This is a genomic window from Vibrio sp. YT-19(2023) (assembly GCF_033337395.1).
In genome coordinates this window covers 1-645 of the sequence record NZ_JAWOQN010000631.1, presented here as the reverse complement: position 1 = coordinate 645, position 645 = coordinate 1, and the positions used below count along the sequence as shown (strand labels likewise).

1 protein-coding gene is annotated in these 645 nt (G+C 48.7%); it reads left to right on the top strand.

Annotated elements, in window-relative coordinates; genetic code table 11:
* Positions 1–645: IclR family transcriptional regulator (locus R7E78_RS27565; RefSeq protein ID WP_318058809.1), on the top strand; the 645-nt coding region annotated here is incomplete at both ends.

The following is a 645-nucleotide window of genomic DNA, read 5'->3' as shown; positions in this document are numbered from 1 at the left end:
TGCAGTTATTAATGCAAGTTGCGGTAAGCCAATTCCCAGTCTCTGCGAAAACACTCAGCGAACAATTGAACGTTCCATTAAGCAGTTTGTATCGACATCTAAAACTGCTGAAAGAATGGAACTTGATTGAAGAAAGTGTGCATGACAAGACATTTGTTGTTGGGCCAGCAGCCTTACTGCTGATGCACAGCTATGAAACCGCTCAGCACGGCCTTGATATGGTTGAAACCATCTTGGCGCGCTTGGTGCAGCAAACGGGGGAAATGGCGGCGTACATGGTGCCATCGGGTTATCGAGCGCTTTGTGTCAGACAAAAAGAAAGTATGCAGGCGCTACGATGCAGCTTCGTCCAGGGTCAAAGTCAACCCCTGCTTCGTGGCGCCTCATCTAAAGTGATGCTCGCTTTTATGCCTCAAAGTCGTTGCGAAAAGATCTTACGTTACTTTAGCCAAGATCATCGCTTAGACGAATGGGAAGAAGAGCTCGCCACAATCCGAAAGAACGGCTATGCCGTAAGTACCTCCGAGATTGACCCTGGTGTTTCTGGTATCAGTGCGCCAGTCATGAAAGGAAGTAAGCTGGTCGGCGCAGTTTCGGTTATGGCCCCGGCACACCGAGTAGAAAAGGATAAGCAGCGCATTATTT